The sequence below is a fragment of the Rhodococcus sp. SJ-2 genome (assembly GCF_053750035.1).
Map to the genome: position 1 here is coordinate 3,798,061 of NZ_CM132340.1, position 24,369 is coordinate 3,822,429.

The 24,369-nt window shown below is 66.1% G+C and carries 23 protein-coding genes and 1 pseudogene; 14 read left to right on the forward strand and 10 right to left on the reverse strand.

The window, feature by feature from the left end; all coding sequences use genetic code 11:
* Window positions 1–4 precede the first annotated feature (4 nt).
* The 3 genes from ACSYG9_RS17910 to ACSYG9_RS17920 form a co-directional block, all read right to left on the reverse strand.
* Window positions 5–526 carry a mycothiol transferase gene (locus ACSYG9_RS17910; RefSeq protein ID WP_454839366.1) on the reverse strand — a complete coding sequence of 174 codons (522 nt, stop codon included), beginning with the start codon at window positions 524–526 and terminating at the stop codon, window positions 5–7.
* Window positions 523–2,424: an ABC transporter ATP-binding protein gene (locus ACSYG9_RS17915; protein ID WP_454839367.1), complete on the reverse strand. Its 1,902-nt coding sequence runs from the start codon at window positions 2,422–2,424 to the stop codon at window positions 523–525. The genes ACSYG9_RS17910 and ACSYG9_RS17915 overlap by 4 nt, the downstream gene beginning before the upstream one ends.
* 197 nt (window positions 2,425–2,621) lie before the next feature.
* Complete coding sequence (locus ACSYG9_RS17920; RefSeq protein ID WP_247272982.1) at window positions 2,622–3,200, reverse strand: AMIN-like domain-containing (lipo)protein; 579 nt, start codon at window positions 3,198–3,200, stop codon at window positions 2,622–2,624.
* A 124-nt stretch (window positions 3,201–3,324) separates the two neighbouring features.
* Here ACSYG9_RS17920 and ACSYG9_RS17925 point away from each other — a divergent pair, with 124 nt between their 5' ends.
* The 3 genes from ACSYG9_RS17925 to ACSYG9_RS17935 are packed head-to-tail and all read left to right on the forward strand — an operon-like array spanning window position 3,325 to window position 5,455.
* A complete protein-coding gene (locus ACSYG9_RS17925) occupies window positions 3,325–4,056 on the forward strand; it encodes an ABC transporter ATP-binding protein (RefSeq protein ID WP_454839369.1) in 732 nt (243 codons plus the stop codon).
* A gap of 2 nt (window positions 4,057–4,058) precedes the next feature.
* Entirely contained in the window at window positions 4,059–4,814 is a 756-nt protein-coding gene (locus tag ACSYG9_RS17930; protein ID WP_440123807.1) for an ABC transporter permease, read from the forward strand.
* The gene (locus ACSYG9_RS17935; RefSeq protein ID WP_454839371.1) at window positions 4,811–5,455 is read left to right on the forward strand and encodes a TetR/AcrR family transcriptional regulator; all 645 of its coding nucleotides are present in this window, start codon (window positions 4,811–4,813) and stop codon (window positions 5,453–5,455) included. Before ACSYG9_RS17930 ends, ACSYG9_RS17935 begins: the two co-directional genes overlap by 4 nt.
* On the opposite strand, the gene ACSYG9_RS17940 is transcribed toward ACSYG9_RS17935, so the two are convergent.
* Window positions 5,434–6,159: an SDR family NAD(P)-dependent oxidoreductase gene (locus tag ACSYG9_RS17940; protein ID WP_454839372.1), complete on the reverse strand. Its 726-nt coding sequence runs from the start codon at window positions 6,157–6,159 to the stop codon at window positions 5,434–5,436. The two genes, ACSYG9_RS17935 and ACSYG9_RS17940, sit on opposite strands and share 22 nt — an antisense overlap.
* Window positions 6,160–6,260: 101 nt before the next feature.
* Here ACSYG9_RS17940 and ACSYG9_RS17945 point away from each other — a divergent pair, with 101 nt between their 5' ends.
* The gene (locus ACSYG9_RS17945) at window positions 6,261–7,124 is read left to right on the forward strand and encodes an MmyB family transcriptional regulator (RefSeq protein ID WP_440123810.1); all 864 of its coding nucleotides are present in this window, start codon (window positions 6,261–6,263) and stop codon (window positions 7,122–7,124) included.
* Here ACSYG9_RS17945 and ACSYG9_RS17950 read toward each other — a convergent pair.
* From ACSYG9_RS17950 to ACSYG9_RS17960, 3 genes are all read right to left on the reverse strand, one after another.
* Entirely contained in the window at window positions 7,103–7,465 is a 363-nt protein-coding gene (locus ACSYG9_RS17950; protein WP_440123811.1) for a VOC family protein, read from the reverse strand. The two genes, ACSYG9_RS17945 and ACSYG9_RS17950, sit on opposite strands and share 22 nt — an antisense overlap.
* A gap of 73 nt (window positions 7,466–7,538) precedes the next feature.
* The gene (locus ACSYG9_RS17955) at window positions 7,539–8,309 is read right to left on the reverse strand and encodes a deoxyribonuclease IV (protein ID WP_440123812.1); all 771 of its coding nucleotides are present in this window, start codon (window positions 8,307–8,309) and stop codon (window positions 7,539–7,541) included.
* A gap of 39 nt (window positions 8,310–8,348) precedes the next feature.
* On the reverse strand, window positions 8,349–8,972 hold the full coding sequence (locus tag ACSYG9_RS17960; RefSeq protein WP_440123813.1) for a T3SS (YopN, CesT) and YbjN peptide-binding chaperone 1: 624 nt from the start codon (window positions 8,970–8,972) through the stop codon (window positions 8,349–8,351).
* Between the two features lie 158 nt (window positions 8,973–9,130).
* Between ACSYG9_RS17960 and ACSYG9_RS17965 the strand changes: the two genes are divergently transcribed.
* The 7 genes and pseudogenes from ACSYG9_RS17965 to ACSYG9_RS17995 form a co-directional block, all read left to right on the forward strand.
* The gene (locus tag ACSYG9_RS17965; RefSeq protein WP_440123814.1) at window positions 9,131–9,892 is read left to right on the forward strand and encodes an SDR family oxidoreductase; all 762 of its coding nucleotides are present in this window, start codon (window positions 9,131–9,133) and stop codon (window positions 9,890–9,892) included.
* A gap of 78 nt (window positions 9,893–9,970) precedes the next feature.
* Entirely contained in the window at window positions 9,971–10,732 is a 762-nt protein-coding gene (locus ACSYG9_RS17970) for an ATP-binding cassette domain-containing protein (RefSeq protein ID WP_440123815.1), read from the forward strand.
* 12 nt (window positions 10,733–10,744) lie between these two features.
* On the forward strand, window positions 10,745–13,273 hold the full coding sequence (locus tag ACSYG9_RS17975; RefSeq protein WP_454839374.1) for an ABC transporter permease: 2,529 nt from the start codon (window positions 10,745–10,747) through the stop codon (window positions 13,271–13,273).
* 114 nt (window positions 13,274–13,387) lie between these two features.
* Complete coding sequence (locus ACSYG9_RS17980; RefSeq protein ID WP_454839376.1) at window positions 13,388–15,001, forward strand: alpha/beta hydrolase; 1,614 nt, start codon at window positions 13,388–13,390, stop codon at window positions 14,999–15,001.
* A complete protein-coding gene (locus ACSYG9_RS17985) occupies window positions 14,998–15,486 on the forward strand; it encodes an LppA family lipoprotein (protein ID WP_440123818.1) in 489 nt (162 codons plus the stop codon). The genes ACSYG9_RS17980 and ACSYG9_RS17985 overlap by 4 nt, the downstream gene beginning before the upstream one ends.
* Window positions 15,487–15,545: 59 nt before the next feature.
* Window positions 15,546–16,658, forward strand: a complete 1,113-nt coding sequence (locus ACSYG9_RS17990) for a hypothetical protein (RefSeq protein WP_454839378.1) — start codon at window positions 15,546–15,548, stop codon at window positions 16,656–16,658.
* 57 nt (window positions 16,659–16,715) lie between these two features.
* Window positions 16,716–17,678 (forward strand): annotated as a pseudogene (locus ACSYG9_RS17995) (MsnO8 family LLM class oxidoreductase); the annotation flags it as partial.
* Here ACSYG9_RS17995 and ACSYG9_RS18000 read toward each other — a convergent pair.
* Window positions 17,648–18,643: a glycerate kinase gene (locus tag ACSYG9_RS18000; protein ID WP_454842993.1), complete on the reverse strand. Its 996-nt coding sequence runs from the start codon at window positions 18,641–18,643 to the stop codon at window positions 17,648–17,650. The pseudogene ACSYG9_RS17995 and the gene ACSYG9_RS18000 overlap by 31 nt on opposite strands.
* Window positions 18,640–19,548 carry a hydroxymethylglutaryl-CoA lyase gene (locus ACSYG9_RS18005; protein ID WP_440127704.1) on the reverse strand — a complete coding sequence of 303 codons (909 nt, stop codon included), beginning with the start codon at window positions 19,546–19,548 and terminating at the stop codon, window positions 18,640–18,642. Before ACSYG9_RS18005 ends, ACSYG9_RS18000 begins: the two co-directional genes overlap by 4 nt.
* 181 nt (window positions 19,549–19,729) lie before the next feature.
* Between ACSYG9_RS18005 and ACSYG9_RS18010 the strand changes: the two genes are divergently transcribed.
* From ACSYG9_RS18010 to ACSYG9_RS18020, 3 genes are all read left to right on the forward strand, one after another.
* Window positions 19,730–19,942 (forward strand): hypothetical protein, encoded by a 213-nt coding sequence (locus ACSYG9_RS18010; RefSeq protein ID WP_440123820.1) that lies wholly within the window; start codon window positions 19,730–19,732, stop codon window positions 19,940–19,942.
* A gap of 180 nt (window positions 19,943–20,122) precedes the next feature.
* Window positions 20,123–22,228: a hypothetical protein gene (locus ACSYG9_RS18015; protein WP_454839380.1), complete on the forward strand. Its 2,106-nt coding sequence runs from the start codon at window positions 20,123–20,125 to the stop codon at window positions 22,226–22,228.
* A 51-nt stretch (window positions 22,229–22,279) separates the two neighbouring features.
* Entirely contained in the window at window positions 22,280–23,182 is a 903-nt protein-coding gene (locus tag ACSYG9_RS18020; protein ID WP_440123822.1) for a hypothetical protein, read from the forward strand.
* Window positions 23,183–23,199: 17 nt separating this feature from the next.
* On the opposite strand, the gene ACSYG9_RS18025 is transcribed toward ACSYG9_RS18020, so the two are convergent.
* Window positions 23,200–24,087 carry an alpha/beta fold hydrolase gene (locus ACSYG9_RS18025; RefSeq protein WP_440123823.1) on the reverse strand — a complete coding sequence of 296 codons (888 nt, stop codon included), beginning with the start codon at window positions 24,085–24,087 and terminating at the stop codon, window positions 23,200–23,202.
* Window positions 24,088–24,369 lie beyond the last annotated feature (282 nt).

Below are 24,369 nucleotides of genomic sequence, written 5' to 3' on the forward strand. Positions count from 1 at the left end.
TCGATCACGGCGCCTCCGCCAGCGTATCGGCGGTGGCGCCGTCGATCGATTCCCGGATGATGTCGGCATGACCTGCATGCCGGGCCCACTCTTCGATCTGATGTAGCACCAGGAACCGCACGGTGAACGGCACGCCCTGATCGAGCCAGACCGCAGCCCCCGCGGGAATCGTGACGATGCGGTCGAGGTCGGATTCCGCGCGCAGCTTTTCGGCGAAACGGTCGGCGGTGGCGTCGAGGCGTGCCACCTGGTCGGCGACGGATTCGTCGTCGTCGACCTTCCATCCGGCCATCCACGCTTCGACCGGATCGGTGGTGCGGCTCTGCTCACCGGAGATCCGGTCGATGGTGGCCTCGAGTCCATCGATCAGATGATTCAGCAACGATGCCAGGCTCATCTTCGATGCACTCGGGATGTCGCGTGCCTGTTCTGCGGTCAGCCCGGACAACGATCCACGAAGTCCGGCGAACTGGTTTCCGAGGATTGTCAGCAGCAGTTCGGCTTCTCGTTCGGTTTGTATCGTCATGGGTGAAGTATCGGCGCATTCGCGGACACCTTCGGTCCGGAATCTGCGAACTGGGTTCGATACAGTTCGGCGTAGCGTCCCCCGGCAGCGAGCAACTCCTGGTGCCTGCCGCGTTCGACGATGCGGCCCGCCTCGACCACGAGAATCTCATCGGCCGCCCGGATCGTCGACAAGCGGTGAGCGATCACGACCGAGGTGCGACCCGCGAGTGCCTCCGTGAGTGCTTCCTGCACAGCGGCTTCGGACGTCGAATCCAGATGCGCGGTCGCTTCGTCGAGTATCACCACACGTGGCCTTGCCAGAAGCAGACGCGCAATGGTCAATCGCTGACGTTCACCACCGGAGAGGCGGTAGCCGCGTTCCCCGACGACCGTGTCGAGACCACTCGGCAGACTTCGGATCAGTTCGTCGAGCCGCGCGCGGCGCAAAGCGTCCCACACCTGCTCTTCGGTGGCGTCGGGCCGGGCCAGAAGCAGATTCCCGCGTACCGTGTCGTGGAACAGGTGGCCGTCCTGCGTGACGAGGCCTACCGTGTCCCGGAGAGAATCCGCCGTCAACGTGCGCACGTCCGTGTCGCTGAGCAGCACAGCTCCCGCATCGACGTCGTACAACCGCGGAATCAATTGCGCGATCGTGGATTTCCCCGCCCCGGAGGATCCGACGAGCGCGACCATCTCGCCTGGCTCGACGCGGAACGACACGTCGTGCAGTACCGTCTCACCGCCGCGCGAGTCGAGCACCGCAACTTCTTCGAGCGACGCGAGTGACACCTTGTCGGCCGAGGGATATGCGAACCCCACGTCGCGCAACTCCACTGAGACGGGGCCGTCCGGAACGGGCTTCGCGCCGGGGATCTCGCGGATCAGTGGGGTCAGGTCCAGGATTTCGAAGACACGCTCGAAGCTCACCAGCGCGCTCATCACGTCCATTCGCGCGCTCGCCAGCGCGGTCAGCGGGGCATACAGGCGAGTGAGCAACATGGCCATTGCCACGACCGAACCCGGATCGAGCTGCCCGCGTAGCGCGTAGAAGCCGCCGAGTCCGTAGACCAGAGCCAGCGCGAGAGCGGAGACGAGCGTCAGGGCGGTCACGAACACGGTCTGGAGCATCGCGGTGCGAACCCCGATGTTGCGGACCCGTCGGGCGCGCACCGCGAACTCGGATGATTCGTGGGCGGGACGTCCGAACAGCTTGACCAGCGTGGCGCCCGGTGCCGAGAACCGCTCGGTCATCTGTGTGTTCATCACCGAGTTGTGGTTGGCCGCTTCGCGGCTCAGTTGCGCGAGCCTCGCCCCCATCGTGCGTGCGGGAATGATGAAGATCGGCAACAGCAACAGTGCCAGCAGGGTGATCTGCCACGAGATACCGAACATGACGACAAGGGTGATCACCAGTGTGACGATGTTGCCTGCGACACCGGACAGTGTGTCGCTGAACGCGCGCTGCGCGCCGATTACATCGTTGTTCAGTCGCGACACGAGTGCGCCGGTGCGGGTGCGGGTGAAGAACGCGATCGGCATGCGCTGCACATGGTCGAAAACGGTCGTACGCAGATCGAGAATGAGATCCTCACCGATGCTGGACGACAGCCACCGGTTCACGATGCCCAATCCGGCCTCGACCAGCGCGATCGCCGCGATGACGATCGCCAGCCATACGATCACCGACAATGCGGCATTGTCGACGATCGCGTCGACCACACGTCCCGCGAGAACCGGTGTCGCGACACCCAGTGCCGCGATGAGCACACTCAGAATCAGGTACGCAGAGATGTTGCGTCGGTGTGGTCGCGCGAACGCGCCGATTCTGCGCATCGTTGCGCGCGAGAACGGGCGCCGATCGCTCTCGGCGTGCATCGCGTTGTACATCGCGTTCCACGCCGTGACTTCCATGCTCATGAGTGAATCCTCCTCGGGTCGCGCTCGACGTTAGAACCTCGAGCGCGCTCGAGGTCAAGCGTATGCGCACGTCCTGACGAGCATCCTGCACAGAATCGCGGAAGAGCAGAACAACGTCGTCCGCTGGACCGAATTCGACCGCGGTGGTCATTTCGCGACGATGGACCTGAGCTCCTCGTCGGGGACCTCCGTGAAGCTCAGTTCGCTACGTCGATCACCAGGCGGGTGGGTTCGGTGAGGGCAGTGACCGAGAACGGGGTGTCTGCGGCGGCCACCCCGATGAACGACTGCGTCACGCCCTCGAAGACACCCGATCCGTTGACCTCGACGACGGATCCTCCCGACGGTCCGAGCACCGGATTGGGACCCGAATACGGTTCGACACCGCTGTCGAACGGATACGCCGAACCGTCGATGAGAACCTGAATCACGGCGCTGCCCGCGAGGGGGATCTCGTTACCGCTGCCGTCCTGCACCGCCTGGTCGACGTAGCCGACACGCCAGCCCGGAGTGCCCTGCCCACCCATTTCGTACACGACACGGTCGAAGCCTTCATGCCGGCCGGTGCGGATATCGGTGACGGTGAGTTTCGCGCCGTCGCCTGCGGGGGAGATCTTGTCTGCCGTGTCGGTGGGGATCGTCGACGGAGCATCCGGTGCGTCGACCTCGGTCTCGATGGACACGGCAGGTTCGGGCGCGGGGTCTCCGTTGGCAGTGCACCCCGCGAGAACCAACGCGGCGGCGGTGACGGCGAGGGCGTGACGGGTGCGAAGCATGCGACTCATGATACGGCGTGACATCGCCGGATCGGGGGAGGCGCGGTCAGGCCTTGACGCGGCCGGATGTGAGTCGCACACTTCGACACACGATGATTTCAACACTCGGTGAATTGAGTGGACCATGAACGACACTTCCCCCTCCCTCGCCATCGACATCCATGACCTGCACGTCCGGCGCGGCACCCACCGGGCACTCGAAGACGTGAATGTGAAGATCGCGCGCGGCTCGATCACCGGGTTGCTCGGACCGTCCGGTTGCGGAAAGACGACCCTGATGCGTTCGATAGTCGGCACTCAGATCGTCGAATCCGGCAGTGTCACGGTGCTCGGGCGGCCTGCGGGGTCCGCGGCCCTACGCCGACGTGTCGGGTATGTCACCCAGGCGCCGAGCGTGTATCTCGATCTGTCGGTCACCGAGAATGTCTCCTACTTCGCTGCGCTCTACGGCCGGAGAGGCTCCGCCGTGGCCGACACGATCGCCGCAGTCGGTCTCACCGACCACGCACGCAATGCTGCGAGCGCTCTGTCGGGCGGTCAGCTCGGACGCCTGTCGCTCGCGTGTTCGCTCGTCGGAGCCCCCGAGCTTCTCGTACTCGACGAGCCCACCGTCGGGCTCGATCCGGTCTTGCGTGCTGAACTGTGGGAGCACTTCCGAACCCTGGCGGCGAGTGGCACCACGCTCCTTGTCTCGAGCCACGTCATGGACGAAGCCGACCACTGCGACGAACTCGTCCTGCTCCGGGAGGGCCGGTTGATCGCGCAGCTCACCCCCGGAGAATTGCGTGATCGGACGGGGGAGTCGGGCCTCGAGAACGCCTTCCTCCACCTGATCCGAACCTCGTCGGGAGCATGATCATGAGCGCCGTCATCTACGCCGCCACCACCACCCGCATTCTTCGGCAACTCCGATCCGACCATCGCACGGTGGCCATGATCGTGTTCGTGCCGAGTCTGCTGATGATCCTGCTGTACTTCATGTACCAGAACGCACCCGTCGGGCCGGGCGGCTTCTCGCTGTTCGATCAGATCGCCGTGACCATGCTCGGGATCCTCCCATTCGTCGTGATGTTCCTGGTCACGTCCATTGCGATGCAACGAGAACGAAGTTCGGGCACACTCGAGCGGCTTCTGACCACACCGCTGACGAAACTCGATCTGCTCGCCGGATACGGTAGCGCGTTCTCACTCGCCGCTGCGCTCCAGGCCGGATTGGCGTGCGCCGTGGCGTTCTGGCTGCTCGGTGTCACCAGCGCCGGATCGGTGGCGTGGGTGCTCGTGACAGCCGTACTCGTCGCAGTACTCGGTGTGTCGCTGGGGTTGTTGTGTAGTGCCTTCGCGCGCACCGAATTTCAAGCGGTGCAGTTCATGCCCGTGCTCGTGATCCCGCAGTTCCTGCTGTGCGGTCTGCTCGTCCCGCGCGATCAGCTTCCGGACTGGCTGCGCTGGATCAGCAATGTGCTCCCGCTCAGCTATGCAGTGGAAGCGCTGCAGGAGATCACCAGGAACCCGGGAACGACCGCCGTCATGGTGCGTGACCTCATCGTGGTCGCGGTCTTTGCCGCGGCAGCGCTCGCTCTCGGCGCCGCGACACTGCGCCGCCGGACGCCGTGACCACCGAGTCGCGGGGCACACGGCGTCCGGGACGGCGTCCCGGCACATCCGGTGCCCGCGACCAGATCCTCGGTGCCGCGCGAGAACTGTTTGCCGCCAACGGCTTCGACAAGACCACCGTGCGCGCTGTTGCTGCACGCGCGCGCGTGGATCCTGCACTCGTCCATCACTATTTCGGTACGAAGATCGAGCTGTTCACTGCGGCCATCGAGCTGCCCGTCGATCCCCGCGAAGTCCTCGCGCCGGTGTACGAGACACCGATCGAGGAGCTCGGTCACGCACTTGCCTCAGCTCTGATCGGAGTGTGGGAGTCCCCGTATCGCGACGCGGCGGTGGCGATGTTCCGCGCACAGATCGCAGGTGGCGACACCGGGCTGATCCGGACGTTCCTGCTCGAGGTCGCGCTCGAACCGCTCCTCGGCAGGATCGACATGCCCGAAGGTACCGGCCGGTTGCGGGCCGAATTGGTGGCTACCCAGATGACGGGGGTGATGTTGGTGCGCTACGTCCTCGGGTTCGAGCCGTTGGCTTCGTTGCCGTCCGAGCAACTCATCGAGATCATCGCGCCGACAGTTCAAGGCTATCTCACGGGCGAGCTACCCGACGGCGCCGGATCGGATCACCAGGCCACGGCTCCGTGACGGTCGATGAACATCCCCGCCGGGGACTCGGCGGTACACGCCTCGATGATCGCGTCGGTACCCTCCTCGACCGATTGTGGGCCGGAGAAGCCGTTGAACGCAGTCGCCGTGTAGCCAGGGTCGACGGCCACGACACCCACATGGGGCAGTGCTTTCGCATACATGGTGGTCACCATGTTCAGGGCGGCCTTCGACGACTGATACACGAGGCCGTGGAAGGTCGATTCGATCCGTGCGGGATCATTCGTGACGGCAAACGAACCCATCCCGCTCGACACCATCACCAACCGCGGCGACGGGGACTGTCCGAGCAGCGGCAGGAATGCATGGGTCACGCGGACCGGCCCGAGCAGGTTCACCCCGAACACCGGAAGGAAATCGGTGGGGACGGTGTCGGCGGGTGTAGTGAATCGGCCCGCGATACCGGCGTTGTTGAGCAGAACATCGAGACCGGTGTCGGACTCGGACACCGTCCGGTATGCGGCGGCGACCGAGTCGTCGCTCGTGACATCGAGTTCGACGACGCGGACATCGGCGTCGGGGCTGTCGACTCTGATTTTCCCCGCAACGTCGTAGCCGGCTTCGAGAGTGCGCACGCCCATCCAGACGGTGTGTCCGGCGGTGGCAAGACGACGGCAGGTTTCGGCGCCGAGGCCTCCGTTGGCGCCGGTGACGAGGACTGTGGATGCATGGTGAGTGGTCATGTCATCACGGTCGCCCGATGGTTCGCGTTGTACCAGGGCCGGACGATCGTGGGATCGGCTGTACTACCCATATGCCACGACAAGACGTCATGCTGGATTCCATGGCGATCAACCGCACCGAACTGGCGGCAGTGCTGCGCCATGCTCGCGAACTGATCACGCCGGGCGAGGTCGGTCTGCCGTCAGGTGTGCACCGTCGCACCCCCGGGTTGCGCCGCGAAGAGGTGGCGATGCTCGCGGGGATCAGTGTCGACTACGTCGTCCGACTCGAACAGGGGCGCGGATCGGTTCCGTCAGCGCAGGTGCTCGGAGCACTGGCCAGGGCGCTACGACTCGATCTCGACGGACGCAACCAGTTGTTCCATCTGGCAGGTGTTGCGCCTCCCGGCCCGGGCGCGATCGACATGCATGTGCGGCCCAGTGTGCTGCGCCTGATCGACCGGTTCGCAGACCTGCCTGTCGTGGTGATGAGCGCGAAGGGTGATGTCCTCGCGTGGAACGCGATGGCTTCTGCGCTGCAGGGTGATTGGTCGGCGCTGCCACCGCATCGCCGGAATATCAACAGACTGCGGTTTCTCCCTGATCCAGCGGATCCTCGGATGAGCACGGTCGGCGCAACCGAGGAGGAATTCGAGGCGACGGCGGAGCAATCGGTCGGGAGTCTTCGGTCTGCGGCTGCCCGCTACCCCGACGACACGGGCTTGACCGCGCTCGTGCATGAATTACGGAGCAGGTCGGAGCACTTCGCCGAGTTGTGGGGCAAGGGCACCGTGGGTGGGTGGCGGAATCACACGAAGACGGTGAATCATCCGGCGTTGGGCCCGATCGTTCTCGACTGCGACGCCCTGCACATCCCGGATGTCGACCAATCGGTCATCGTGTATTCGGCTGCACCCGGTACACACGCCGCGGAGTCGCTCGCGTTGCTACGGGTTCTGGGTGTTCACGAATTGTCCTCCAGGTAGACCAGGCCGTTGCCGTCGGGGTCGGCGAAGGAGAACATCGCCGGTACGCCCTCCATCCGGATCAGATCGTCATTGTGCAGGGTGGTCCCGGATGCACGGATCGCGTCGTGTGCGGTTCGAGCGTCGGAAGTACCCAAGCGGATCGCGACCGGGATCTCGCTGTCTCGCGGGAGGAGCAGCAACGAGACGGCCGAACCGGGCGGGGCGACCTCGACCAGCCGTGCTCCAGGCCAGATCTCGATGTCGGTGCGGAGTTCGCACCCCAGTACTTCGGTGTAGAACTTCAGCGCGGCGTCCTGGTCGGCCACCGGAACCGACACGCTCAGCACTTTCGTGGTCATCGTCATGTTCGGGTAGACCGCACGGGAGACCGGAATTCATCACGGCGACAGTCGCCGGATCGGGAACCACCGCTCAGGATGTCTGCTCGCGCACGTAGGCGATGTCGTCGGCGAGTCCGGCCGCGGGTGTCTCGAGGATCACCGGCGCATTCGCCTTCAACGCGACCTCGGTGAGCAACTGCGGGTCGATGGTGCCGTCGGCGAGATTCGCGTGGCGGTCGCGGGCGGAATCGAACTCGTCGCGAGAGTTGTTCAGATGTACGAGATCGATGCGACCGATCAGCGCCCGTACCCGTTCGACGGCGTCGACGAGATCCTCACCTGCCGCCCACGCGTGGCATGTGTCGAGGCAGAACCCGACGTCGTAGTCGCCGATCACATCCCACAGCCGGCCGATCGCGTCGATGTAGCGGGCCATCGCGAAATCCCCGCCGGCGGTGTTCTCGACGAGGATCGGCACCGCGAACCCGCCTTTGTCTTCCTGCCTCTCGAACAGTTTGCGCCAGTTCTGCACACCGGAGGCCACGCTCTCGCCGTCGCGGACGTGCCCGCCGTGCACCACGAGGCCGAACGCGCCGATCTTCGCTGCGGCGTCGGCGTGCTCCGCGACGGCTTTCCGCGACGGCATACGAAGCCTGTTGTTCAGGCTCGCCACGTTGATGACGTACGGCGAGTGCACCACGACGTCGATCTCGGACGCCAGGATCTGCTCTGCACGAGGGTGCTCACCCGGCGTATGCCATTTCTGCGGGTCCGACAGAAACATCTGCACCAGATCCGCGCCGAGCCGTTCGCCCTGGCCGATGGGATCGTCGTCCTGTCGGACATGAGCACCTATCCGCATGCTTTCCAGGCTAGCGCCGAACCGCAGTGCCCCGGGTGATTACGCTTCGGGACGTCCGACCGGGATATCCGCACCCAGGTCGCCGGCCTCGTCGTCGCCGTGACCGCACGTGCAGCCGTCACCGCAGCCGCCGCCACCGCACGGCCCGGCATACGAGATGTCGTCGGCGTCGCAGTCGAGGACACCACCGAATCGCGCTGCGAAATCGTCGTCGAGTTCGTGTGTGAGGTCGTGGATCTCGTCGATCAGGTTGATCAGGTGCTGCGGCGCGAACGGATCGGCGTCGAGGATCGTGGAGACGAGTAGGTGCCCGTCCTGGATGGTGAAACGCAGCCGCGCCCACTCACCCGACAGGTCGGCCAGCTGATCGGCGGCCTTGGAACGGTCGGCGAGCTCACCGAGCAGCGACGACCAGATGTGCAGCTGTGGGCCGTCCTCCGCGACCGTCACATACACACCGAATCCGTGGACAGGAATTGCGATGTCGCCGTCCTCATCGGTTTCCGGCGCGCTGCCGAGCAGCTCGGTGAGCGCACGGATGGCCAAGTCGCGAAGTTGCGTGTACTCCTCGGTCGCGATGGCAAGCGCGCCGTCGATACGGAGCGGCTCGGCGGCGATGGTGCCCTGGCCGTGATCGTGGCCGTCGTGGTTGTGCTCGCTCATGCTGTCCTCGCTCGTGGTGCTCGCGGACCGGCTCGGTCCAGGTGTCGGGTAGAGCGTAGGCGATTGTCGCTGTCGGTGTTCCGGTGAGCAGGACCGGCGGACGCCCGAAAGTTGTGAGGTCTGCTTCCATGCGGGTTCCGAGACAGGGAGGTCGCCGCATGGGCACATTGGCCGGCAAGGTCGCGTTCATCACCGGAGCAGGACAGGGCGTAGGGCAGGGCGTCGCGTTCGCATTGGCGCGGGAAGGAGTCGCCATCGCGGTGACCGGCCGAACGGAGTCGAAACTCGTCGACACGGTCGAGAGCATCCGTGGGTTCGGGGGCGTCGCCGAACCGATCGTGTGCGACATCTCCGATACCGAGCAGATCGGCGCTGCGGTGGAGCAGACCGTGGACAAGCTCGGGGGAGTGGACATCCTTGTCAACAACGCGAGCCTGAACCCGCTCGGACCGGTCCTCGACCTGACGCCCGAACTGATGACGAAGGCCTACGCATCCGGGCCCATTGCATCACTCCACGCGATGCAGGCAGTGCATCCGATCATGAAGCAGCGTGGCGGCGGATCGATCGTCAACATGGTGTCCTCGGCCGCAGTGCGGTGGGACATGAGCGGCTACGGGGGATATGCCTCCGTCAAGGAAGCACTGCGCAGCCTCACGCGGGCCGCCGCCGCCGAATGGGGTGTCGACGGCATCCGGGTCAACGCGGTCGCACCGCACGCCATGTCGCCGGGATTGCAGTGGTGGACCGAGAACCGGCCAGAGGAAGCTGCAGAGTTCATCAAGAGCATCCCGCTGCGTCGTATCGGTGATTGCGAGGAAGACATCGGACGAGCCGTGGTATGGATCGTCGGCGACGACGCCCGCTATCTCACGGGCGCCACCATCCCCCTCGACGGTGGCCAGGCGCGCTGGAGCTGACCTCCCTGATGGGCGCGATCGCAAAATCAGGGGAGTCCCCGATGGTGCGTCGAAGCATGACGGGGAAGGATGGTGCGCATGCCATCGCATTCGGCCCCCGCTGCCCGAGCCCAGAACCTGAAGAAGATCTACGGAACAGGTGAAACCGCTGTTCACGCCCTCGACGGTGTGACCGAGGATTTCGCTGCCGGTGAGTTCACCGCGATCATGGGCCCGTCCGGATCCGGCAAGTCCACCCTGATGCACTGCCTTGCCGGACTCGACAGTGCGACGTCCGGCGCGGTGCTCATCGGCGACACCGACCTCACGACGCTCTCCGACAAAGCCATGACGCAGCTGCGTCGCGACCGCATCGGCTTCGTCTTCCAGGCGTTCAACCTCGTGCCCACACTGACGGCGCTCGAGAACATCACGCTGCCGCTCGACATCGCAGGCCGCAAGGTGGACCGCGAATGGCTCGACACCGTCGTCGGCAGGCTCGGGCTCGGGGACCGTCTCGACCACAAGCCCGGCGAACTGTCCGGGGGCCAGCAACAGCGTGTCGCGTGTGCGCGTGCGCTGGCAGGCAGGCCGGAGATCATCTTCGGCGACGAGCCCACCGGCAACCTCGACTCGCACTCGTCCGGCGAAGTGTTGTCGATCCTGCGTGCCGCGGTCGACGAGTTCGAGCAGACCGTCGTGATCGTCACCCACGATCCGCGGGCAGCCGGATACGCCGACCGCGTCGTATTCCTTTCCGACGGCCGCATCGTCGACGAGATGCGCGACCCGACCGCCGAATCGGTACTCGACCGCATGAAGCAATTCGATACCGCCGCCACCGCCCGCGCAGCGAAGTAGGAGCCGGCGACCATGAGTGGGAATCCCATCCGCAAGGTTGCGCTGCGCAACCTCGCCGCACACAAGGTGCGGCTCGCTCTGACGGTGCTGTCGGTGGTACTCGGCACCGCCTTCATCACCGGGTCGTTCGTGTTCACCGACACCCTCCAACGCACATTCGACGACATCTTCGGTGATGTCGCCAAGGGCGTCGACGTCCGTGTCAGCAGCGAAGAATTCGGCTCGAGCGGTGTCCCCGTCGACGACATCGGCCGGGTGGACGCCCTCGGCGGCGTCGAACGCACGGCGCCGACGATCAGCGGCGGGCTCATCGTGCTCGGCTCCGACGGCGCCGCGATCCAGACCGGTGGCGCACCGGCAGAAGGCTCCGCGTGGTTCCCGCCCGAGGAAACGGTCGGCGAACCCTTGCAGTTCACCGAAGGCACACCGCCTGCTGAAGTCGGGCAGATCGCGCTCAACACGAGCGCGGCCGAACGCGGCGACCTGGCGATCGGCGACGCGACGAAGGTCCTGACCATGTCTCAGGGCATGGTTCCCGTCACGGTGAGCGGAATCTACGACCTCGACACCGACACCGGTGGATACATCGGTGCGCTGTTCACCGAGCAGCAGGCGAGCCAGTTGTTCACCGACGGCAAGCACGTCCAGTTCCTCGACGTCGTCGGCGACGGTTCGATGAGTCCGGAAGCGCTGCGTGACGAGGTCGCTGCCGCGTTGCCCGACATGAAGGTGCAGACCGGCGCCGAAGTCACCGAGGAAACCCAGGATCAGGTGTCCGAAGCATTGAGCTTCCTCAACTACTTCCTGCTCGCCTTCGGCGCCATCGCATTGCTCGTCGGCACGTTCATCATCTACAACACGTTCTCCATGATCGTGGCCCAGCGACTACGCGAACTCGCTTTGCTGCGTGCCATCGGCGCGAGCCGTAAGCAGGTCGGGCGGTCGGTCACTCTCGAAGCGCTCGTCGTCGGTGTCATCGGCAGCGCGATCGGGATCGCAGCCGGTGTTGCGCTCGCGTACGGACTCCGCGCAGCGCTCAATGCCGCGGATCTCGGGCTCCCGTCCGGTCCGCTGCAATTGTCGCCGCGCACCGTGATCGTCGCGCTGCTCGTGGGTGTCATCGTCACCGTCGTCAGTGCCTACGCGCCGGCGCGGCGCGCCATGCACGTGCCGCCGGTTGCCGCGATGCGCGAGGAATCCACCGCATCCGTGGAGTCTCTGAAGATCCGCACGATCGCCGGGGTGGTCGCCGCGGTTGCAGGTGCCGTGCTCGTCGCGGTCGGCGCGCAACGCGCCGGAGGCGGCGCCGCCGCAACTGTCGGTCTGGGCGCGTTCGCGCTCATCCTCGCCGTACTGTTCGCGGCACCTGCCTTGTCGCGACCCGTCGTGAAGGTTCTCGGTGCGGTGTTCGCGCGGCCCTTCGGCGCGGTCGGGCGCTTGGCCCGTACCAACGCGACCCGTAACCCGCGTCGCACCGCTGCGACTGCCTTCGCCCTGACACTCGGCCTGATGCTCGTGTCCGTCATCGGTGTGTTCGGCTCGTCCGCGAAAGCAAGCGTCGACGCGCTCGTCGACACCGGCGTGAAATCCGAGTTCGTGCTCACCGGGCCACCGATGTTCGGACTGCCGATCGCGGCCGAGGACGCCGCACGCGGTGTCGACGGGGTCGTGGAAGTGGTGTCCTCGCACGGCGTGCAAGCGACGATCGACGATGAGCCCGCGTACGGGACAGCGGTGACGGGTGGTTCCATCCAGGACGTCCTCACACTGGAGATGAAGGAGGGCACCGACGCCGTCACGGGCAACCAGATGGTCGTGTCGGAGAGCGCCGCGTCGGACAACGGCTGGCAGCTCGGCACCACGGTGCCGCTCACGAGCAAGGACGGCGAGACGGTCGATACCAGCGTCGTCGGGATCTATGCGGACAATCAACTCATCGGTCCGTGGATCGTCTCGACGGAACTGTACGAACAGTTCACCCCGGTGGCGTCGCGATCGGCGCAGGTCGTGCTCGTCAACACCGCAGCCGGAGCCGATCCGGAGTCCATCCGGACGGGACTCGAGGACGCCACCAAGGACCTCGTCATCGTCCAGGTGATGGACCGCGAGCAGTTCAAGGGGCAACAGGCCCAGCAGATCGACATGCTCCTCGCGATCCTCTACGGACTGCTCGCACTCGCTGTCGTCATCGCGATCCTCGGCATCGTCAACACACTCGCATTGTCGGTCGTCGAGAGGCGACGCGAGATCGGCATGCTGCGCGCTGTCGGAATGCAACGTGCACAGGTCAGACGCACCATTTACATCGAGTCGTTGCTCATTGCGGTGTTCGGCGCCGTCGTCGGTCTCGTGCTGGGGCTGGTATTCGGCTGGGCATTCGTGAGCACCCTCGCCGATCAGGGACTCGACCGGATCTCGGTGCCCTGGGGCCAGGTCGTGGGCATGCTCATCGGTTCCGGCGTGGTGGGCGTGCTGGCCGCGCTGTGGCCGGGACACCGAGCCGCGAAGACCCCGCCGCTGGAGGCCATCGCCGATGTATAGCGAAAGGTTGTCCACAGGCAACTGATTCATCCACAGATACCGGCCCGGGGACCCCTCCCCGGGCCGGTAGTCGTATGTGCCCCCTATGCTTTCGCAACAGGGGGTGGAAACGACATGAATCTGCGCGATCTGGCAGGGTGGGATCCGGACGCATTGGAAAGTCTCGGAACCCACCTCGGCGAGAGTGCCGAGGAACTGGACCGCATCGCCGGTGATATCCGCCGAGTTGTCACGCTCGGGGGTGCCTGGACCGGTGACGCCGCGGACGCCGCGGTGATCTCATCGCAGTCGTTCATCGATGCGGTTGGCGTTCAGTCTGATTCGTACCGCAGAGTGATTGCGTGCGCAGCCTGGGTGGTTCCGCAACTGCGCGCTCTGCATGCCGAACTCGTGGCGGCATACGCCTGGGCGGACGAACGCGGCCTCGTCATCGGATTGGACGGTGCACTCACCGAGGTGCCAGGTCGTGCCGGAGTTGCACCCGACGCAGACCGCAATATACTGCGGGCGAAACTCGACGCCCTGCTTCTTCGCGCACAAAAACTCGCCGATGAAGCGGCATCTATGCTCTCGCGGGTCTTTCCGGAGGAAGGCTCGGTATCCGCAACGGAATTCGTCCATGTCTCGACAAGATTCCCCGAGATCGGGCCAGTGCCCGGTCCCGGAGCCGATCCGGAACAGGTCGCCGCCTGGTGGAACGGCCTCACTCCCTCCGACCGCGCCGTGCTGCTCACCGAATACCCGGAACGGATCGGCGGTCTCGACGGAGTACCCGCCGAAGTCCGCGACCTCGCGAACCGAGCCCTGCTCGGAATCGAACGTGAACGATTGACGGGCGTTGCCCTGAAACTTCAAGACGAGCTGGCGGGCAATCTGTTCGGTGGTTTACTCTCCAATGCCGATGCGGGGCTCGAGCAGACCCTGAACAAACTCGACGCACTCGATGCGATAGACCGCACACTCGCACTGGACGATCGTCGGCTGCTTGCGCTCGACATGTCCGGTCGCGAGGCGATGGCCGCGGTTGCGGTCGGCGACATCGATACCGCCGACCACATCGCAGTTTTCACCCCGGGCGCAGGATCGACCGTGCAAGGCAATCTCCACGGCTACGACCAGCAGGTGTCCGGTCTGCGCGACGAAGCGCAACGAGAACTCGGGCGTGTCGACCGAGGGTCCGAGTCCGTCGCAGCGGTCACCTGGATGAACTACCAGGCACCGCATTTCGGTTGGGGCCTCGCATTCACCGAACGCAGTCCTGTCTCGGATCTGTCTGCGACGCTGGCCGCACCGCGCTTGGCGACCTTCCTCGACGGACTCGACGCATCTCGCCCCGACTCGCCACCGAACGTGACTACGATCGGTCATTCGTACGGAGCGCTCGTGACGAGTCTTGCGTTGCAGCAGGGCGCGGAGGCCGGCAGGGCGGTCTTCGTCGGCGCTGCCGGACTCGGCACCTCCGACCTCGACACACTCGGCATGGCTCCGGGGTCGATGTACTTGATCGAAGCGGACGAGGACCTCATCGCCGATACCGGAATCTTCGGTGGGGATCCCAGTCGAATCCCGGGTTTGACCCGTCTGTCCAGCGATGCGGGAGAAGACCTTTCGGGAGACCCGCGTACCGCCTCTGTAGGGCACAGCTCCTATCTGACGCCCGGTTCCATGAGTACCTACAACATCGCGGTCGTCATCGCAGGCACCGCCGACGAACGGGGTGTCCGATGAGCGAGATTTCTGTTCTCCACGTATGCATTGCTGCAGCGGCGCTGCTGACAACGACCGGATGCGCGACAGCGAGCCCCCGCGCTGTCCCCGAGCCGGTCGCCGATGACAGCGGCGCCGCGGTCGAGTACTACCTCCAAGTCCAGCACGACGTCATGGATGCACTTTCCGAGGAGTTCCCCGACCTCGAATTCTCCGAGAAGTACGCGCGCACGAACGCGGGGTGCACCCTCGCCGACGGCACACACGGGATGTCGGTGCATCTGCCTATTCAGGGGAGCTCGCAGCCCGTGCCCGTCGCCGATCTGCAGCGCGCCGCGGACCTGTTCGAACGCACCGCCGCCCGCGCGGGCTTCCACGGACGCCACGTCCTTCCACCCGACACAGGCTTCTCGATGCGGATGTTCGCAGCCGACGGCTCCTACATCACCTTCGGCAGCTATGTGGCAGCGATCGTCGGACTGACCGTCGGGTGTTACCGGATCTGAGGGTCGAGTTCGGCTAGGCTCGTGCAGTCCGTGTCGATCTTGGCGAAGAGGCGGTGACGATGCGCCCTGTGCTCGGCGTAGCCGTCGATGACGGTGAAGTCTCCGCGGTTCTTGTCGACGCCGACGTTCCGCAGCTCGGCCCCTTCGATTCGCAGCGCTGGGCAGCCGAACCGGAGGGATCGGCGGCCGACGCCGTCGCGCGGGCCGTGACCTCGATGGCGCAGCGGGCCGAGAACGCATCGCTGACTGTCGGCATGATCGGTCTCGTCGAGTTGCCGGACGCTGCCGCCGACACCGATTCGGTCGCGAATGCTGTCCGCGCGGTGAGCGAGGCACCCGTCGAAGTGGTCCCACTCGACGTCGCACGCCTCGCATACTTGGCGGGCGCACCCGAACTCACCGGCACACCTGTCCTGGCACTCCACACCCGTACCGGCGGTGTCGAGTCCGTGTCGATCGTCGACACCCGACCCCGGACGGTGCTCTCGTCGGTCGTGCGCGGCGACGACCTCACCGGCGCACCCGACGCCCTGCCCGACACCGTGGATGAAGCACTTGCCAGGGCCGGCGTCTCCCCGGCAGCGCTGGTATTCCTCGACCTGCGCCCCGGCGACGCGGTGCCGGCCCGGGAACTCTCCACGATCCTCGGTGTTCCGTTCGTGACTCCGCACGGTGTGCCGTGGCACCGCGCGACGGGAGCCGCCCTTGTCGCCGCGCGTCGTAGCCGAGTGCAGCCCGCTGCTGCTGCTGCGGCAGGTACGGCGTCGATCCATCGAAACCTCGTCCTCCTGTTCGTCGTCGTCGCTCTCGTCGCGATGCTCGGTGGGGGGCTGGCCCTCGCCATGGGCGGGTTCGAAGATCGGAGCGGTTCCGAAGGGCCGGGCGGGTCCGCGGAACGAAGCGAGGTGCTCGGCACCACCGACTCCACGCCTGGAACGGACACCCCGCAACTGTGGGATCGGGACGCACCGCACTCCGATCCCCGCAACGCGGGCAGTCCGGACGATGCCGGCGCAACTCGGACCCCGGCATCACCGGGCAGCGATCCGTGCGGCGCGGCGCAGCCGGCGTCGTGGCCCGCACGCGGCTCCGATCCCGCCCCGAGCCCGGCCCCGGAACCTACTGCGGAGCCGACGCCGCCCTGCGACCCACCGGACGATCCGGCGCCCTGACCACGGCCGATCGGTCGCCCGGGATGATCGCTGCACGGCGGGGCGTTGATATCCCACATGGATGTTGCGCTGTCGCTGCTGGACCGCTCCCGCACACGGGAGGGGCAGGACGACGCGTCCGCACTACGCCAGACTCTGTACCGCGCGGAACTCGCTGAAGCGGCCGGATACCAACGGTTCTGGGTCGCGGAACATCATGCGGTGCCGGGAGTGGCCTCCGGCGCCCCGGCCCTGCTGATCCAGGCCATCGCCGATCGGACGCGCCACATCCGGGTCGGGTCGGCCGGTGTGATGCTGCCCAACCATCAGCCGATCGTCGTCGCGGAACAATTCGCCGTGCTCGAGGCGCTGCACCCGGGGCGGATCGATCTGGGTGTCGGGCGGTCCCTCGGCTTCACCACGCCCATTCGCGAAGCCTTGCGCACCACCCGCGCCGAGCCGGACGATTTCGCCGCTGATATCGACGAACTGCGCGCCTATCTCGACGACACGGCGCCGGTGTCGATCAGGCCCCGGGTGGCGCAACCACCGCCGCTGTTCGTGCTGGGGACCGGCGCCGGCCTCCAGGTGGCAGCGCGTCTGGGGCTACCGGCGGTCGTCGCGGGCCCGATCCTGACGCAGGGGCCCGCACCGTTCGAACGTTATCGCGCCGACTATCGACCCAGCGAAGCAAATCCCGAGCCGTACCTGGTGATCGGCGCCGACATTCTCATAGCCGACACCGAAGCGGATGCCGCCGATCTGTTGCTGCCGGAAGGGTGGGCGATGGCACTCTCCCGCGAGCGCGGCTACTTCCCGCCGCTGATGCAGCTCGAGTCACTGCGCGACCTCCCCGTCACGGTGCGCCGACAGCGGATCCTCGACGACACCGCTGCCTCGGCGATCGTCGGCACCGAGGACCAGGTCGCCGAACAGATCGAGAAACTCGTCGAGGAGACAGGCGCGGACGAGGTGCTGAGTTCGGCATCCACCTTCGACCTCGATGCGCTCTATGCGTCCGATGCGCGGCTAGCGCGACTCTTCGGCGTGGGCGGGCAGAGTGCGGCCCCCGCAGCTCGCATCGCCTCCGCGTCGGAGGCCACCATCACCGCCGCGAACCGCGTCCGGTAATCGCCGAGATCGTCACCGACCGACCCCACTACCGCGACGACGGGCACCGAACCGCTGCGCGCCAGGACGGCCGAGATGATCTTTCCTGCGCGGGATTGTCCGTCGAGTCGTCCCTCGCCGACCACCACGAGGTCGGCGGTTGCGAGCGACTCGTCGAATCTCACGACGTCGAGCACATAGTCGGCACCGGGGCGCAGTGTTGCGCCGACACCCGCCCACATGCCTCCCGAAAACCCGCCGGCAGCACCTGTCCCATCCACTCTTCGTGGATCGCGCGGCAATGCCTCGGCAGCCTCGTGCAGTCGTCTCGTCAGCAGCTCGACGGTTGCGGGATCGGCGCCCTTCTGCGGGCCGAAGACCCGCGCGGCGTCGGTGTATCGGGTGGTGACATCCGTGAGTACGGCGACGGAGGCGGAGCCGAGTCCACCGGCGTCGTCGATCGCGGCGAGCGCTCCCAGGCCACCGTCGGTGGTGGCCGATCCGCCCGCGGCCACGACGATCTGTCGCGCACCGCGCTTCGCCGCCGCGGCCATGATCATCCCGGTGCCGTACGTGTCTGCCGTAACGGCATCGCGAACACCGTTGTGCGTGGTGGTGATTCCACTGACCGTGGCGAGTTCGACGATGGCGGTGCCGTCGGGGGACAGGCCGAAGAATCCGTGGCACGGCACCCGCCACGGGTTGACGGCGTCGACGTCGACACGTTCGAGACCGAGCGGGACCGTGAGGACGTCGAGGGTGCCCTCACCGCCGTCGGCGAGGGGCATGCAGACCGTCTCGTGACCCGCGGATACCGCTCCCGCGGCGATCGAGTCGGCCACCTCGGCGGCGGTGTAGGTGCCCTTGAAGCTGTCGGGTGCGATCAGGATCTTCACGCGCGGACGACCCACTCGAACGCCTCGGCCTCCGACCGCGCTCCCTGCCGGGCCCGGGACCGATTGGGTTCGTCCAGTTCGGCGACGATGTTCTCGCCGAGCCGGACGATATCTGCGAACACCTCCGGTGAGAGCCACGACGGGCGGGTCGCGAAGAGCAGATCCTCACTCGCGGTGTTGCCGCTTGCTCCGGGCGCGAACGGGCACCCTCCGAGCCCTCCGAGCGCCCCGTCGACGACGTTCGCACCCGCTTCGGCAGCGGCGAGGCTGTTCGCGACGCCCAGGCCCCACGTGTCGTGGCCGTGGTAGACGATCCGACGGTCCGGCGACTCCGCGCGGACGCGCGAGACGAGCGCGCTGACCTGCTGCGGGACGGCTTGGCCGAGAGTGTCCGCGACCACGATGTCGGCCGATCCGTCGGCCCGCGGGTCGCACGCGATCTCGAGGACGCGGTCGGGGTCGATCGGCCCGTCGAAGGGACAGGTGAACGAGGTCGCCAGACAAAGCTGGATGCTGCCGCCCGCGTTGTGGGCCAGTTCCACGGCGGCGGGCATCGCTGCGAGGCTGTCTTCGGTGTCGCGGCCGATGTTCGCGCGGTTGTGCGAATCGGACACCGAGAAGCAGTACTGGAACCGCCGAGCTCCTGCAGCGAGTGCCTTCTCCACGTGTCGCGGGGTGGCCACCCAGATCCAGCAGCGGTCCAGTTCTTCCTCGGTGAGCGCCGACACCAGCTCGAGACTGTTCGCCATCGTCGGCACCAGATCGGCGCGTGCGAGCGACCCGATCTCGAGCTCGGGTATCCCCGCGGCGAGGAGAGCGCGCACGATCTCGACCTTGCGCTGTGTCGGGAGCAGTTTGCCGGTGAGCTGCAGTCCGTCGCGCAGCGTCACATCCCGCAGGATCACCTCGTGCCCGCTCGGGGGTGTATCCACGTCGTGCCTCTCATTCCTCGCCTGTCGTGCCGAGTATCCTCGCGCCGCGATTCGTACACCAGTTGGGGACACACCGCCCGGGTGTTGCCGATTTTGTGACAGGTGACACTATCGTTGCGACCTGGATGGGGACTTGCCGGAAGGTATTTGAGAAATGGGAGCGTTCTTCGGGAAAGCGTTGCTGTGGTGTGCGCTGCTGGCTGGGCTGATCGGATCCGGGATCGCCGTATATGCCTTGCATGTGAACGGGGCGGTGGGCTCGCTCATCGTTGCCTCGGTCGCGGGGCTCGTGCTGTTACGTCTGCGTGCGGACGTGGTGGAAGGGGAGCCCGGCGACGAAGCCCCCCGCGACGCGGCGGTGACCTGACGTCGACCCGACGTCGCGGGGCTGCACCGCACCGGGCTCGATCGCTGCTGCGCGCCCGTGCGCTTGTCTGCGAGAGTGCGGTTTCGATCGGTATGCTGAGCGGTCGGGCGTCCTCACGGACGTCCCGCACGGAGGGACCCGCGACGGTTCCCGCAGGACGTCGAAGAGGAGCATCGGTTCGTGTCGCTGTGGTCACGTGCGCTTTCGGTCGATGAACTCGACGACCGAACCTGGCTCGAGCTCATGCCCTGGCTCGATCGCTACGGCTCTGCGCGCACCGCAGCGTTGACTGCGCTCGCGCCGACACCGGCTTGGTGGGAATCGCAGTCACCGGCGCAGACCGCCGCCGAAACCGAGATCCCGGAGCTGTGTGCGGAGCTGTCCCGGATCTACGTCACCGACCACCCCGAACTGCGGTTCGCGGACGGCCTGATCCGCACCGTCGAAGTAACCGTGGACGCCCTCGATCTCGGGATGTCGGCCGCGACGATCATTGGGCGTCTGCCGCACGCCCCCACCACCGCGGAGCTGTTCAGCCGCAGCCCCGCCGATCTGTTCGACGTACGGGGCGCAGACAGCCACGCAGTCTATGAAATCGTCTGCGCGGCTCTCGTACTCACGGTGCTTCGCGACCCTGCAACCCTCGTTCCCGAAGAATCGGCAGCACCTGTTCCTGCGCTTGCACTTCTCGTCGACGACCTCGCTGCCGTTGCCCGGTGGCAGACGCTGTGCGGACAGCGGGATCGACCGTTGCTCAGCATCGGCCTCGACGCGGGTGCTCCGGAGGAGATCCAGGAAGCGGTCGCACGCCTCGGGGCGGTCGCCGCCCGAGATCTCCCTGTGGGGGCGCCTGCCGACCCGGTGGCCGAACTCGCCGACTATGTTGGCTCGTTGCCCGCCGCCGAACGCGAGACCTTGCGGCGTCGCATCCACAATGAGGACGACGTCGATGCGTCCCAGCCGTCGACGTTCCCGTTCGGCACCGCGGTGGGTGACTTCCTGGCGGCGTTGCGCACCGACGTCCGACCGGTCGCCTCGTTCCACCGCATCGTGCGCGATCGCCCCGTGCTTGCGCAGGTGGTCCCAGGGCTCGACGCGCCGCTGTGGAAGGTCCTCGACCGGCTCGACGACCGCTGCACCGTCGCCGACGGATGGATCGCCGTGCCCGACCTCGCCGAGGCGGAGAAGCAGACCCGGGCGTTGCTCGGCGAATTCGAATCCGCCAACGCAGTGGTGCAACCCGCAGAGGTCGCAGCGATCTGGCACTTGCCCGCCGACGAGTTCGAATCGTGGCTCACGCACTGCGGAACCACCATGTTCGACGGCCGGATCCTCACACCCCAGGACACCGTCGCAGGGCGCGCTGCGCAGATCCTCGAGGTGGTCGGCGACCCGCTCTCCGTCGAAACGCTCGTCGCCCGCATGGACGCGAACATCGATATTCACAGCGTTGTCGAAGAACTCTCCGACGACGACCGGTTCACCGTCACCGAAGACGACGGACTGTGGGGCCTACTCGAATGGGAGACCGATCCCGTCACCGCGATCGGGAGGCGCATCGCGCGACTCGTCGACGGAGCGGCCGGCTCGATCGAGCTCGACAAGGTGGCCGAAGCGCTGGTCCAGCGGTTTTCGATCTCCGATGCGTCCGCGCGGATATTCGCGGCGAGCGGGGATTTCGAGGTCGTCACCGAGTGTGTGCGCCGTCGACGCCGCACCCATGTGCCCGCACTGCCTCCTGAGCGCACCAAACGCCTGTACCGCCTCGACGAACACTGGCGACTGCGGATTCCCGTCACCCGCGACCACATCCGCGGCGCCGAGGTACCGCTTCCGTCTGCCGTCGCGGGTATCGTCGGCTGCGATCCCGGTGCCGAGACCGTGTTGAAGTCGAGGCTCGGCCCCCAGGTCCTGCGGTGGACCGGCCCGATTCCGCAACTTGCGTCGGTGCGTCGGTTCCTGGACGAGATCGGTATCGACGAGTACGGCGAGCTGTTCTTCGAATTCCGCTCGGACGGCCGGTTCGACGTTCTGCCGTTGCGCACGTTCGCCTCGAATGCAGATCCGCTCCGTAAAGCGCTTGCACTCATCGGTTACACAACGCCGGAGGTCGTGCCCGAGGCGGGCATCGCAGCGGCGTTCGCGACGGCAATCGGGCTCGACGGTGAGACGCGCCCACGCCGTATCCTCAGCGCCTACCGTGCACGTCACGAAGCCGAGGTGGTCTCGTTGCTCGAGAGCGCATGGGTACGGGTACCCAGCGGTCAGGATCGTCCCCGGTCGTGAGGTGTGAGGCCGGCTGGTGCATCGGGGGTGCCTCGTAGGACGATGGTGCACATGAACGACCTGCCGAATCCCGACTCTTCCGGCGTGATCCCTGCGGATGCGATCGTGCGTGCGCTGGCGGGTGCCGTCGGATCGGTCGAAGCCGCGATCGTCCGGCTCAGAGGCGAGGACGCCGACCCCGACATGGTGGAGAAGGTCTTGGCGGCCGCCGGCGCTCCCGATCTCGGTGACGTCGTCGTCCACCACAATGCGCTGACACGTGCGATCGCGATCGCCGATCATCGTGGATCGCTTCCCGAGGAGGAATGGGCCGCGATCGCGGAACTCGGTCCGCTGCTGTCCGTCGCGGTCCAGCGGCTCCGCGCATACGCCGTCGCGCACCTCGACCGGGTCGAGCCCGAGATCCCCGTCTCGGCGCACGTCGCGTTATTGCTCGCCCTTGCCGACGAAGGTCGATTCGGGGAAGCGTTGCAACTGCTCGTGCTGGTCGAGGACGCCGAGACGATGTGGCAGCGCCTGAGCATCGAACGCGCCTGTACCGCTGAACCGGACCGACTGAGCGAAGTGCTCAGTGCTGCACGCACCCTTCTCGCCGAGCACTTCGAGCAGGACGGAGAGCTACTCCGCCGGGGTCGCCGCGCACTCGCCCGCCTCGCCGAGGGCACTCCGCTCGAAGTCGTCAGGCGTTTGTCCTCGCCCCGAACCACGCGCACACTTGCAGGATTGCGAGACGACCTCGAAGATTTCCGTTCGGCATGCCGTGCCGATACGGCAGGATGGCTCGTCGACGAGGACCCTGAGATCGCCGACGCACTCGATTCGATCGACAGCCCGCTCAAGTCGGTGGGCGGCGTCCTGGGCCGAAGCCTTGCGAAGGTGTCCGACGCGCGCAACCGCGGAGGCGAGAGCGATGACGAGGGCGAAGCCGAGGAGTCCGTTTCCGAACGAAACTAGTCAGCCGAAGTTGGCGTTCAGAGCACTCGGCGGAGCAGGAACTCGAGCGCGACGCGCTCGAACGCCTCCTTGGCTTCAACCATCACCCAGTGGCCGCAGTTCGGGAAAATATGAAGCTCGGCATTGGGTGCCAATCGAAGCGGCACGAGTGGCATGTCGGGCGGGCACTGCCGGTCATCGAGCCCCCAGGTGAACAGGGTCGGGCACTGAACCTTCCGCATCATCGACCAATACGGCGGTGCATCGGAAGCCTCGAGCGCGCGCTGCTGCGCGGCAGCTGCTTGGGATCCGTACATCGCGGCAAGTGTCTTATGGGAAGCTGGGTCCTTCGCTGTCTCCCACCGCTCTTCGATACGTTCCTCCGTGACCACGGCAGGGTCGTAGACCATGCAGTTGAGCCATCTCACCAGCTTCTCGCGACTGGGTTCGTCAGCGAAGTCCCGCAGCAGCCGAGTGCCTTCACTCGGAGCCTGGCTGAAAATGTTCGGACCGACACCGCCAATAGATATGAGCTTTGTGACTCGGTCGGGATGCTGCATCGCGACCTGGACGCCAACGACCCCGCCCATCGAATTACCGATGATCGCAGCAGATTCGATACCGACCGCATCCATGAACCGAGTCACCGACGCAGCGGCCGTGACGACTGGGAGGCCGTCCACCGGATCACTCACACCGAACCCCGGAAACTCCAACACGTAGCAATGGAACTGCTGCGCGAGCGCGGTGAGGTTTTCGCGGAAGTTACGCCATCCACTGACTCCGATCCCCGAGCCATGCAACAGCAGCAGAGGCGGACCGTCGCCGGCCTCGTGATACCGCAGCACCCCTTCGTTGGTGACGACCTCCCGCTTGCTCTCCTCGTAGCCAATTTCCTCTGCTTGGTATTCGATCGTCATGGGCATGCAGCTCCTCCCTCAGTAGCGACGGGCGAGTCGTCGTGGTGCGCCCACGCCTCGTGGCGGGGGCATCTTTGGCTTCGTCTTCCGTCGAGTGGCAGAGAGAAGGGTAGCAACTAGTTGTTATATAACAAGAGTTTTCTATGAAATGTCATATTGATACGGTTTCGGTTACGGCGCTGCATCTCCGAGAGTTCAGGCTTCGGACCAGCCGGATTGGGACCGTCGAGGGCGGCGCGTGGAAACGTGCTGTCGGCGCGGTAAGCGAACTGGCGCATGCCCGGAGGA

Excerpts from the sequence above, each read along its gene's own strand:
- ACSYG9_RS17955 (WP_440123812.1), bottom strand. The coding sequence starts at position 8,309 with ATGCGGATAGGTGCTCATGTCCGACAGGACGACGATCCCATCGGCCAG.
- ACSYG9_RS18020 (WP_440123822.1), top strand. The coding sequence starts at position 22,280 with ATGAACGACCTGCCGAATCCCGACTCTTCCGGCGTGATCCCTGCGGAT.
- ACSYG9_RS17960 (WP_440123813.1), bottom strand. The coding sequence starts at position 8,972 with ATGAGCGAGCACAACCACGACGGCCACGATCACGGCCAGGGCACCATC.
- ACSYG9_RS17945 (WP_440123810.1), top strand. The coding sequence starts at position 6,261 with ATGGCGATCAACCGCACCGAACTGGCGGCAGTGCTGCGCCATGCTCGC.
- ACSYG9_RS17965 (WP_440123814.1), top strand. The coding sequence starts at position 9,131 with ATGGGCACATTGGCCGGCAAGGTCGCGTTCATCACCGGAGCAGGACAG.
- ACSYG9_RS17950 (WP_440123811.1), bottom strand. The coding sequence starts at position 7,465 with ATGACCACGAAAGTGCTGAGCGTGTCGGTTCCGGTGGCCGACCAGGAC.
- ACSYG9_RS17920 (WP_247272982.1), bottom strand. The coding sequence starts at position 3,200 with ATGCTTCGCACCCGTCACGCCCTCGCCGTCACCGCCGCCGCGTTGGTT.
- ACSYG9_RS17985 (WP_440123818.1), top strand. The coding sequence starts at position 14,998 with ATGAGCGAGATTTCTGTTCTCCACGTATGCATTGCTGCAGCGGCGCTG.
- ACSYG9_RS17980 (WP_454839376.1), top strand. The coding sequence starts at position 13,388 with ATGAATCTGCGCGATCTGGCAGGGTGGGATCCGGACGCATTGGAAAGT.
- ACSYG9_RS17910 (WP_454839366.1), bottom strand. The coding sequence starts at position 526 with ATGACGATACAAACCGAACGAGAAGCCGAACTGCTGCTGACAATCCTC.
- ACSYG9_RS17930 (WP_440123807.1), top strand. The coding sequence starts at position 4,059 with ATGAGCGCCGTCATCTACGCCGCCACCACCACCCGCATTCTTCGGCAA.
- ACSYG9_RS17915 (WP_454839367.1), bottom strand. The coding sequence starts at position 2,424 with ATGAGCATGGAAGTCACGGCGTGGAACGCGATGTACAACGCGATGCAC.
- ACSYG9_RS18010 (WP_440123820.1), top strand. The coding sequence starts at position 19,730 with ATGGGAGCGTTCTTCGGGAAAGCGTTGCTGTGGTGTGCGCTGCTGGCT.
- ACSYG9_RS17990 (WP_454839378.1), top strand. The coding sequence starts at position 15,546 with ATGCGCCCTGTGCTCGGCGTAGCCGTCGATGACGGTGAAGTCTCCGCG.
- ACSYG9_RS17975 (WP_454839374.1), top strand. The coding sequence starts at position 10,745 with ATGAGTGGGAATCCCATCCGCAAGGTTGCGCTGCGCAACCTCGCCGCA.
- ACSYG9_RS17925 (WP_454839369.1), top strand. The coding sequence starts at position 3,325 with ATGAACGACACTTCCCCCTCCCTCGCCATCGACATCCATGACCTGCAC.
- ACSYG9_RS17970 (WP_440123815.1), top strand. The coding sequence starts at position 9,971 with ATGCCATCGCATTCGGCCCCCGCTGCCCGAGCCCAGAACCTGAAGAAG.
- ACSYG9_RS17940 (WP_454839372.1), bottom strand. The coding sequence starts at position 6,159 with ATGACCACTCACCATGCATCCACAGTCCTCGTCACCGGCGCCAACGGA.
- ACSYG9_RS18025 (WP_440123823.1), bottom strand. The coding sequence starts at position 24,087 with ATGCCCATGACGATCGAATACCAAGCAGAGGAAATTGGCTACGAGGAG.